Below are 8946 nucleotides of genomic sequence, written 5' to 3' on the forward strand. Positions count from 1 at the left end.
CCCGGCCCGCGCGCAGGTCCGGCCCCATCCAGGGAGCGCACAACCGAGCCTGTGACAATGGGGTCATGACCGCGCACCCCTCGGCCTACCCCTATGCCGCCCCCGCCTCCGAGGCCCTCCTCGAACGCGCCCTGGCCGTCACGCCTGGCGGGGTGAACTCTCCCGTTCGGGCGTTCCACGCGGTCGGCGGCACGCCGCGGTTCATGGTGTCCGGCGAGGGTGCCTACCTGCGCGACGCCGATGGCCGCGACTACGTGGACCTCGTCGGCTCCTGGGGCCCGATGATCCTGGGTCATGGCCACCCGGCGGTCCGCGCGGCCGTGCACGAGGCAGCCGCCAAGGGGTTCTCCTTCGGGACCCCCAGCGAGAACGAGGTGGCGCTCGCCGAGGAGATCGTTCGGCGCGTCGAGCCCGTCGAGCAGGTCCGCCTGGTGTCCAGCGGAACCGAGGCCACGATGAGCGCGATCCGCCTCGCTCGTGGCTACACCGGCCGCTCCCTCGTCGTGAAGTTCGCCGGCTGCTACCACGGCCACGTCGACTCCCTGCTGGCGCAGGCCGGGTCCGGAGTCGCCACGTTCGCCCTGCCCGACTCCGCGGGGGTCCCCAAGGAGATGGCGGCGGAGACGATCGTGCTGCCCTACAACGACCTGAGCGCCGTCGAGGCAGCCTTCGCCGAGCGTGGCCACGACATCGCCGCCCTCATCACCGAGGCGTCGCCAGGCAACATGGGGGTCGTCCCGCCGGCCCCGGGCTTCACCGAGGGGCTGCGCCGCATCACCGCCCAGCACGGGGCGCTGCTCATCTCCGACGAGGTGATGACCGGCTTCCGCTGCTCGGCCAGTGGGTGGTACGGCCTCGAAGGCCCGTATGCCGCAGGCGCGCCCGACCTGTTCACCTTCGGCAAGGTCATGGGTGGCGGTTTCCCCGCGGCGGCCTTCGGGGGGCGCGCCGACGTGATGGGGCTGCTGGCGCCCGTCGGCCCGGTGTACCAAGCGGGCACGCTCTCGGGTAACCCCGTGGCCACCGCCGCCGGTCTGGCCACCCTCCAGCACTGCACGCCCGACCTCTACGCCCGGCTGACCGAGGTCGCCGACGCCCTGACAGCCGCCGTCGGCGAGGAGCTGACCGGGGCAGGCGTGCCGCACGTCGTCCAGCGGGCAGGCAGCATGTTCAGCGTCTTCTTCCGCGATGGAGCAGTGCGCGACTACGACGATGCGCGCGCCCAGCACGTGCCCGCCTTCACCGCGTTCTTCCACTCCATGCTCAGCCAGGGGGTCTACCTGCCGCCCAGCGCGTTCGAGTCCTGGTTCGTCAGCGGCGCCCACGACGACGCCGCCGTCGAGCGCATCGTGGCCGCTTTGCCGGGCGCGGCGTCGGCCGCCGCCGAGGCGTTTGCGACAATCTGATCGTGAACCCGCCCATCCGTACTGTCGTGCACCTGCTGCGTCACGGCGAGGTCCACAATCCCGAGGGCGTTCTCTACGGCAGGATGGTCGGCTTCCATCTCTCCGATCTCGGGCACGAGATGGCACGAGCCGTCGCCGACCATCTGGCCGACCACGACGTGACCCACGTGGTCGCCTCCTCGTTGCAGCGCGCGGTGGAGACGGCTACTCCCGTGGCTGAGGCGCACGGCATACCGATCACGGTCGACGACCGGGTGATCGAGGCGGCCAACCGGTTCGAGGGGCGCCGGGTCGCAGGCATGAGGCCTGCGCAGTTCGTCCATCCCCGCAACTGGTCGATGCTGGTCAACCCGCTCCGGCCCTCGTGGGGGGAGCCCTACACCGAGATCGCGCAGCGGATGACCGCGGCCATCGACGACGCCCGCACCGCGGCGCGTGGCCACGAGGCGGTCATCGTCTCCCATCAGCTGCCCATCTGGACCGCCCGCAACGCGCTGCTGGGCAGGCGGCTCTGGCACGACCCGCGCAAGCGAGAGTGCCGCCTCGCCTCCCTCACGACGCTCACCTATGCCGGCGACGACCTCGCGTCAGTGACCTATGCCGAGCCCGCCGCAGCACTGCTGTCCCAGACGTTCGGAGGCACCGGGTGAGCCTGTCCCGTATGCCGCGTGCCCTCGCCCTGCTTGCTGCCCCTCTGGTCGTGCTGGCCCTGGGGGCGTGCTCGCAGGACCCCAACAGCATCGCGGCCCAGGCCAACGACGGCAGTCGCAAGGGCTACATCTCGGGTGACGGTGCCGTCGAGTCCATCCCGGCGGCTCACCGCGCGTCGCCGGTGGTGCTCTCGGGGCAGACCCTGAGGGGCCAACCGTGGTCGGTGAAGTCCGCCTCCGGCAAGGTGGTCGTCCTCAACGTCTGGGCGTCGTGGTGCGGCCCCTGCCAGTCCGAGGCGCCGCAGCTGGAGCAGGCCTGGACGTCCCTGTCGAGCAGCCACAAGCCCGTGGTGTTCATGGGCATCAACACCCGCGACAACCCCGACTCGGGCCTCGCCACCGCCGCCAAGCACGGGCTGACCTATCCCTCGCTCAACGACGAGTCGGGCCTGCTGATCCTCAACCTCCAGGGCAAGGTCTCCGCGCCCCCGACGACCCTGGTCCTGGACAAGACCGGTCGGATCGCAGCGCGGGTCAACGGCGAGGTCACGGCCTCGACGTTGACCGGGCTCGTCGACGACGTCCTGGCCCAGGGCTAGGACCTCTTGTCGATGACTGCTGACGTCACAGGCACGGTGACCTCCGGCGCGCTCCCGGTGGCGCTGGCGGTCGCTCTGCTCGCGGGCATGGTGTCGTTCGCGTCGCCCTGCGTGCTGCCGCTGGTGCCGGGCTTCCTCGGCTACGTGACGGGTCTGTCGGACGAGACGCTCGAGCAGCGGCGGCGACACCGGATGGTGCTGGGTGCGCTCCTGTTCGTCCTGGGGTTCAGCGTCGTGTTCATCCTCACGACGGCGTTCCTCGCCGGCATCGGCGCGGTCCTGGTACGGCACCACACGCTGCTCATGCGGCTCGGCGGCGTGCTCGTCATCCTCATGGCCCTGGTGTTCCTCGGGGCGGGCACCCAGCGTGAGCTCAAGCTGCACCGACGCCCCGCTTCGGGTCTGGCGGGCGCCCCGCTGCTGGGTGCCCTCTTCGGGCTCGGCTGGGCACCCTGCACCGGCCCCACGCTGGGTGCAGTCACCATCCTCGCGACGACGACACAGAACCAGTCGGCGGTGACGCGCGGCATCCTCCTGGCCATCGCCTACTCGCTGGGGCTGGGTGTGCCCTTCCTGCTCATCGCCGCGGCATACGAGCGGTTCGGCGCGGTCTCGGCGTTCCTGCGCCGCCGCCAGCGCGGTATCCAGGTCTTCGGCGGCGGACTGCTCCTGGTCATCGGCATCATGCTCGTCACCGGCGTCTGGGAGAGCTGGACCCACTGGCTCCAGACCGCGCTGGTCAACAGCTTCGTGACGGTGGTCTGAGTGGCGGCTGACACGGTCACCCAGCCGGCGCTGGGGGTGCTGGGCTGGCTGCGCTGGATGTGGCGCCAGCTGACGAGCATGCGCACGGCCTTGTTCCTCCTTCTGCTGCTGGCCATCGGCGCGTTGCCGGGGTCCATCTGGCCGCAGCGCAGCATCGACCCGGCGCGCACGGCCGACTACATCGCCCAGCACCCGAGCCTGGGCCCGTGGCTCGACAAGCTCGGTTTCTTCGCCGTCTATGCCTCGCCGTGGTTCGCCGCGGTCTACCTGCTGCTGTTCATCTCGCTGGTCGGCTGCGTCCTGCCGCGCAGCCGGATCCACTGGCGCGCCGTCCGCTCGACGCCCCCGCGCGCGCCGCAGCGCCTCGAGCGGCTCGGCGCTCACCGCGAGGGTGAGCTGGCGGCATCCGACGCCGACCAGGCTGAGCTGCTCGCGGTGGCACGAGAGGTGCTGCGGCGCAAGCGGTTCCGCGTGCACGCCCATGACGGCCAGTCCCTGAGTGCCGAGAAGGGCTACCTCAAGGAGACGGGCAACCTCGTCTTCCACCTCGCCCTGATCGGCGTCATCGTCGGGGTGGCGATCGGCCATCTCTTCGGGTGGAAGGGCGATGTCATCGTGCCCGTCGGCGAGACCTTCGCCAACACGCTCTCCCGCTATGACACGTTCGCGCCGGGCCCCTGGGTCGACCCTTCCAACCTCGCGCCCTTCAGCGTCAAGGTCACGGCGCTCGACGCCACCTTCGAGGAGACGGTCACCGGTCGCGGGCAGTTCGGGCAGCCACGCGACTTCACTGCTCACGTCGTCGCCCAGGCCTCGCCGACCAGTGCCCCCGACGACACCATCATCAAGGTCAACGACCCGCTCGAGATGGACGGTGCCGGCATCTTCCTGCTGGGCAACGGCTATGCCCCGGTCGTCACGGTCCGCGACGCCAAGGGCACGCCGGTGTTCAGCGGCGCGGTGCCGTTCCTGGCTCAGGACAACAACTACAAGTCGGTCGGCGCGATCAAGGTCTCCGGTGCGCAGCCCCAGCAGCTGGGCTTCTCCGGCCTTTTCCTCCCGACCGCCATCATCGACAAGAGCCTGGGCCCGATCTCGGCGTTCCCCGACGCGAAGCACCCGGCGCTGGCCCTGACCGTGTTCGAGGGCGACCTCTTCCCCGGGGGGCGCCCCCAGTCGGTCTACACCCTCGACACGTCCAAGATGACGCAGGTCAAGCAGGCCGACGGCCAGCCGCTGCGCATCTGGCTCGAGCCAGGCAAGACGGTCCAGCTGCCCGGTGGCCGCGGGTCCATCACCTTCGACCGGGTCGAGCGGTTCGCCGGACTCTCCGTCCGGCACGACCCGGGCAGCCTGGTGACGCTCATCGCGGCCCTGGCCGCGCTGGCGGGGCTCATCGGCTCGCTGGTCGTCCGCCGTCGCCGCGTCTTCGTCCGGGTTTCCCCCGGTGCGACCGACGGACGTACCGTGGTGTCCGTCGGCGGCCTCGCCAAGGGCGACGACGAACGGCTTCCCGAGGTGGTCGAGGACGTCCTTACCGCCGTGCACGAACGATGGGCCAGCAGATTGGACCGCACGCCATGACCAACGAGACCCTCGCCGGGTACGCCAACCTCAGCCTCTACTCGGCCATGGGCGTCCTGACGATCGCGATGCTCTGTTACGCCGTCTACCTCGCCGGCCTTCTGCCGGCGCGCGACCGTGCAGCCGACTCGGCGCGGGAGCGCGAGCTCGTGGGAGCCGGCGCCTCGGCCGGCAACGCCTCGGGCGGCGGCAACGCCTCGGCCACCGCCCCCGTCGACGGTATGCCGACGAGCCCGGCCGCTTCGTCAGAGGCGCCCCCGCGGGCGCGCAAGGCGGCCGGTATCGCCTCGACGACGACCTGGCTGGGCGGCCTGCTACTCGTGGCGTCGGTGGCCCTGCGTGGCCTGTCGGTGCAGCGGTGGCCGCTCGGGAACATGTTCGAGTTCGCCGTCATGCTCTCGATGTTCGTGGTCATGGCGTTCTCCATCTGGTCCACCCGCCGCGACCTGCGCTGGCTCGGCGTAGTGGTCACCGGAGCGGTGCTGCTCGTCCTCGGCATGGCCGTGATCGTCTGGTACACCCAGGCGGCGGAGCTGATGCCGTCCCTGAAGAGCTACTGGCTCATCATCCACGTGACGGTCGCCGTCCTGGCCACGGCGGTCTTCACCCTCGGGGCAGCGTCGAGTGTGGTGTACCTCGTCAAGGACGCCTTCGAGCGGTCCGGCCGCGCCAGCCTGCTGGACCGTTTCCCCGCGACACCCTCGATCGAGCGGACGGCCTACGGGCTGCACATCGTGGCCTTCCCCCTCTGGACGTTCACCCTCATCGCCGGGGCGATCTGGGCGCGGCAGGCGTGGGCCTCCTACTGGAACTGGGACCCCAAAGAGGTCTGGACGTTCATGATCTGGGTGGTCTACGCGGCATACCTGCACTCGCGGGCGACCAGCGGCATCACCCGGCAGACCGCCACCTACATCGCCCTGGCCGGCTACGTCTGCATCATCATGAACTTCGCCGTCGTCAACGTCTTCTTCGTCGGTCAGCACTCGTACTCAGGGTTGTAATCCATGCTTCGTTACTCGGTCTTGCGCGTCCTGATGTTCTTCGGTGTGCTGTCCGCGCTGTGGCTGGCGGGCCTGCGCGACCGCAGCCAGGAGATCCCGCTGCTCGTCCTGAGTGCGCTGATCTCCATGGTGCTGTCGTTCTTCGTCCTGAAGCGCTTCCGGGAGGAGTCGACCCAGAAGCTCGCGGCCGCGGTCGAGCGACGGACCGCCGCGCGGCAGGCCAAGGCGGGGGACTCGGACGAGGCCGCGGAGGATGCCGAGACCGACGGTGAGGGGACTGCTCAGTACCGCTGAGCGGTCAGTGGCGTCCGTCGCTGAGCCCGAACCCGACCGCCAGCAACACGGCATACGCGATCTCGAACGCGCCGGTGGCGGCGAGCACCGCGACCAGCTCACGCCCGGTCGCGCCCGAGCGAAGGGTCTGCAGGGGCTTCCAGAGCAGGCCGAGCGCGAGGAGCGCCAGGAGCGGCCACGGCGCCTGCAGCGCGACGGCCACCACCACCGCCATGGCCAGGGACACGAGGACCAGGGCGGCATAGAGGACCCGGGTGCGCCCGTCACCCAGGCGGACCGCCAGCGTGCGCTTGCCGCTCTCGCGGTCGGTCGGGATGTCGCGCAGGTTGTTGGCGACCAGGATGGCCGAGGCGACGGCGCCGACGCCGACCGCTCCGGCGAGGCCGGCGCCGGTCAGGGTGTGGGCCTGGGTGTAGAGCGTGCCCAGCGTGGCCATCAGCCCGAAGAAGACGAAGACGTAGAGCTCGCCGAGCCCGCGATAGCCGTAGGGGTTGTCCCCTCCCGTGTAACGCCAGGCGGCCACCACGGCGAGCGCCCCCAGGGGCACCATGACCCAGGCCTGGCTGAGCGCGACGAGGGCCAGTCCCACGAGGGCGGCGAACCCGAAGAACGAGAAGGCCATCAGCTTGACGTTGTCGGGGTTGGCGAGGTGCTGGCCGACCAGCCGCACCGGCCCGACCCGCGCGGTGTCCGTTCCACGGATGCCGTCGGAGTAGTCGTTGGCGTAGTTGACGCCGACCTGCAGCCCCACCGAGACCAGCAGGGCGAGCAGCGCCAAGCCGAGGTTGGCCTTCTCCAGGGGGAGGGCGGCGGCGGTGCCGATGACGACGGGGGCGACTGCGGCGGGCAGGGTGCGCGGGCGGGCGCCGGCGATCCACTGGGACAGGGTGGCCATTCGGAGTGCTGTTCTCGCTCTGTCGACGGGTCTGGTGGCTAGAGCCTACGGAGGAAGTCCGGGTCGTCGTCGGGGCCACGCGGGGGCGCCGGCGGGTGAGATGGCCCACGGCGGCGTTGCCCTTCCCCGGTTCGGCCGGCGAGCAGCCACGTCAACGACCCCACAAGCGGGAGGAACACGATGACCAGCACCCAGATGACCTTGGGCACGTAGCGGATCCGCGAGTCATCGCACTGGACGCAGTCGACGAGGGCGTAGACGAGCAGGGCGATCGTCAGCAGCCAGGGCAGCAGCCGGATCATGGCTTCATCGTGTCACGCGTCGAGAGTGACGCGCGGATCGCTCGGCGATCGGGTTTCCCGGGCCCACGCAGCGGGAGTGCGTCGAGCACCAGGAGCTTCCTGGGGAGCGCATGAGCGGGCAGTATGCCGCGCAGCGCATCCCTGGCGCGGCTCACGGTGGGTGCCTGCGCGCCTGGCCTCAGAGTGACGACGGCGCAGACCACCTGGCCCCACTCGGGGTCGTCGACGCCCACGACGACAGCCTCCGCCACGCCGTCGATATGGTCGAGCAGGGCTTCCTCGACGAGGCGGGGTGCCACCTTGAGGCCCCCGCTGGTGATGAGGTCGTCGAGCCTGCCGTCGACCTGCCAGCGACCGTCTGGGTCCTGGTGGCCGGTGTCGTCGGTGCGGAACCAGGGCGCTCCGTCGGGGTCCGTCCAGAACGCGCTGCGGGTGAGGTCGGGTCGTCCGAGGTAGCCGGTGGCGAGCGTGGCGCCCCCTAGGTGCAGGCGGCCGTCGTCGTCGGCTCGCACGGCACTTCCGCGAAGAGGGATCCCGTCGTAGACGCAGCCCCCCGAGGTCTCGCTCATGCCATAGGTGGTCATCACCGGCAGGCCGGCTTCACGGGCCCGGGCCAGGACCCCCGCGCTCGTCGCCGCCCCGCCCACGAGGATGCCGTCGAGCGCGGCGGCGGCTTCTCGCGCCTGGCCGTCCGCGAGGATCCGGACCAGCTGGGTGGGCACGAGCGCGGTGTACCGACGGGCGCCGTTCAGGGCGTTCGCCGCCTCGGCGAAGGCTCGGGGCGTGAAGCCGTCGCTGAGGTCCACGAAGGCTGGCTCGGTGCCTGCGGCGACGCACCGCAGCATGACCTGGACCCCGGCGATGTGGTGGGGCGGCATCGCAAGGAGCCAGGTGCCGAGACCACCCAGCCGATCGTGGGTGGCGTCGGCGCTGGCTCGAAGTGCCGTGGCCGGGAGCATGGCCAGCTTGGGCAGGCCGGTCGAGCCGGACGTGCCCACGACGAGCGCCGTCCCATCGTCGGGGTCTGTCGTCCCGTCGGGGGTCCGAGGTGGGGTGCTGCCGGCGGCATACGGGAGCACGGCGCACTCGCCGTCCAGTGCGCGTCGCAGGTGCGGGAGAGCGGCTGCGGCGGCGGGGCCCGGCTCGATCGCCAGGGGCCGCAGGGACGTCACGAGTTCAGGGTAGTTGGCGCCCGTTCGGTCTCGAGGCTGGGTCGGGCTGGGGCTGGGCAGCCCCCTGTCAGCGCGTCACGAGGCGGGCCGGCGCTTCCTTGACCTGGAGGACGGTCACCGGCTCGTTCTGAAGGGTGGCGACCGTGTCGACGTCGACCCACGCGCCGCCGTTGGCGCGGAACTGGCCGGTGAGGGTGGCGTCGACACTGACCAAGGCGTGTGGGACCGCGCGGGTGAAGGTATGCCGGATGGTTCCGTCGGGATAGACCCCGCCG

General features: G+C 71.0%; 10 protein-coding genes and 1 pseudogene. 7 read left to right on the top strand and 4 right to left on the bottom strand.

The features are described from left to right. The first annotated feature begins 65 nt into the window (after positions 1–65). From hemL to VGN50_RS03145, 7 genes are read left to right on the top strand one after another with little or no spacing between them, the layout of a single operon-like run. Positions 66–1406 (top strand): glutamate-1-semialdehyde 2,1-aminomutase, encoded by a 1341-nt coding sequence (gene hemL / locus VGN50_RS03115; RefSeq protein ID WP_327443172.1) that lies wholly within the window; start codon positions 66–68, stop codon positions 1404–1406. Beyond that, positions 1406–2056 carry a histidine phosphatase family protein gene (locus VGN50_RS03120; protein WP_414694540.1) on the top strand — a complete coding sequence of 217 codons (651 nt, stop codon included), beginning with the start codon at positions 1406–1408 and terminating at the stop codon, positions 2054–2056. The genes hemL and VGN50_RS03120 overlap by 1 nt, the downstream gene beginning before the upstream one ends. A gap of 11 nt (positions 2057–2067) precedes the next feature. Continuing rightward, a complete protein-coding gene (locus VGN50_RS03125; RefSeq protein ID WP_327443174.1) occupies positions 2068–2655 on the top strand; it encodes a TlpA disulfide reductase family protein in 588 nt (195 codons plus the stop codon). A gap of 12 nt (positions 2656–2667) precedes the next feature. Further along, positions 2668–3420 carry a cytochrome c biogenesis CcdA family protein gene (locus VGN50_RS03130; RefSeq protein ID WP_327443175.1) on the top strand — a complete coding sequence of 251 codons (753 nt, stop codon included), beginning with the start codon at positions 2668–2670 and terminating at the stop codon, positions 3418–3420. Then, positions 3421–5004, top strand: a complete 1584-nt coding sequence (gene resB, locus VGN50_RS03135; RefSeq protein ID WP_327443176.1) for a cytochrome c biogenesis protein ResB — start codon at positions 3421–3423, stop codon at positions 5002–5004. It begins immediately after the preceding gene. Beyond that, positions 5001–6008 carry a c-type cytochrome biogenesis protein CcsB gene (gene ccsB, locus VGN50_RS03140; protein WP_327443177.1) on the top strand — a complete coding sequence of 336 codons (1008 nt, stop codon included), beginning with the start codon at positions 5001–5003 and terminating at the stop codon, positions 6006–6008. Before resB ends, ccsB begins: the two co-directional genes overlap by 4 nt. Before the next feature lie 3 nt (positions 6009–6011). Then, complete coding sequence (locus VGN50_RS03145; protein WP_327443178.1) at positions 6012–6302, top strand: DUF4229 domain-containing protein; 291 nt, start codon at positions 6012–6014, stop codon at positions 6300–6302. Positions 6303–6306: 4 nt separating this feature from the next. On the opposite strand, the gene VGN50_RS03150 is transcribed toward VGN50_RS03145, so the two are convergent. The 4 genes and pseudogenes from VGN50_RS03150 to VGN50_RS03165 form a co-directional block, all read right to left on the bottom strand. Beyond that, entirely contained in the window at positions 6307–7197 is an 891-nt protein-coding gene (locus VGN50_RS03150; RefSeq protein ID WP_327443179.1) for a 1,4-dihydroxy-2-naphthoate polyprenyltransferase, read from the bottom strand. A 38-nt stretch (positions 7198–7235) separates the two neighbouring features. Next, positions 7236–7499: a PLD nuclease N-terminal domain-containing protein gene (locus tag VGN50_RS03155; protein WP_327443180.1), complete on the bottom strand. Its 264-nt coding sequence runs from the start codon at positions 7497–7499 to the stop codon at positions 7236–7238. Further along, entirely contained in the window at positions 7496–8671 is a 1176-nt protein-coding gene (gene menE / locus VGN50_RS03160) for an o-succinylbenzoate--CoA ligase (protein ID WP_327443181.1), read from the bottom strand. The genes VGN50_RS03155 and menE overlap by 4 nt, the downstream gene beginning before the upstream one ends. A 67-nt stretch (positions 8672–8738) precedes the next feature. Further along, positions 8739–8946 (bottom strand): annotated as a pseudogene (locus VGN50_RS03165) (hypothetical protein); the annotation flags it as partial.

This window comes from Pedococcus sp. (assembly GCF_036000045.1).
Taxonomy (GTDB): Bacteria; Actinomycetota; Actinomycetes; order Actinomycetales; family Dermatophilaceae; genus Pedococcus.

Bases quoted from the DNA above. Each gene is read 5' to 3' on its own strand.
- VGN50_RS03145 (WP_327443178.1), top strand. From the start codon at position 6,012: ATGCTTCGTTACTCGGTCTTGCGCGTCCTGATGTTCTTCGGTGTGCTG.
- VGN50_RS03155 (WP_327443180.1), bottom strand. From the start codon at position 7,499: ATGATCCGGCTGCTGCCCTGGCTGCTGACGATCGCCCTGCTCGTCTAC.
- VGN50_RS03125 (WP_327443174.1), top strand. From the start codon at position 2,068: ATGCCGCGTGCCCTCGCCCTGCTTGCTGCCCCTCTGGTCGTGCTGGCC.
- VGN50_RS03130 (WP_327443175.1), top strand. From the start codon at position 2,668: ATGACTGCTGACGTCACAGGCACGGTGACCTCCGGCGCGCTCCCGGTG.
- ccsB (WP_327443177.1), top strand. From the start codon at position 5,001: ATGACCAACGAGACCCTCGCCGGGTACGCCAACCTCAGCCTCTACTCG.
- VGN50_RS03150 (WP_327443179.1), bottom strand. From the start codon at position 7,197: ATGGCCACCCTGTCCCAGTGGATCGCCGGCGCCCGCCCGCGCACCCTG.
- hemL (WP_327443172.1), top strand. From the start codon at position 66: ATGACCGCGCACCCCTCGGCCTACCCCTATGCCGCCCCCGCCTCCGAG.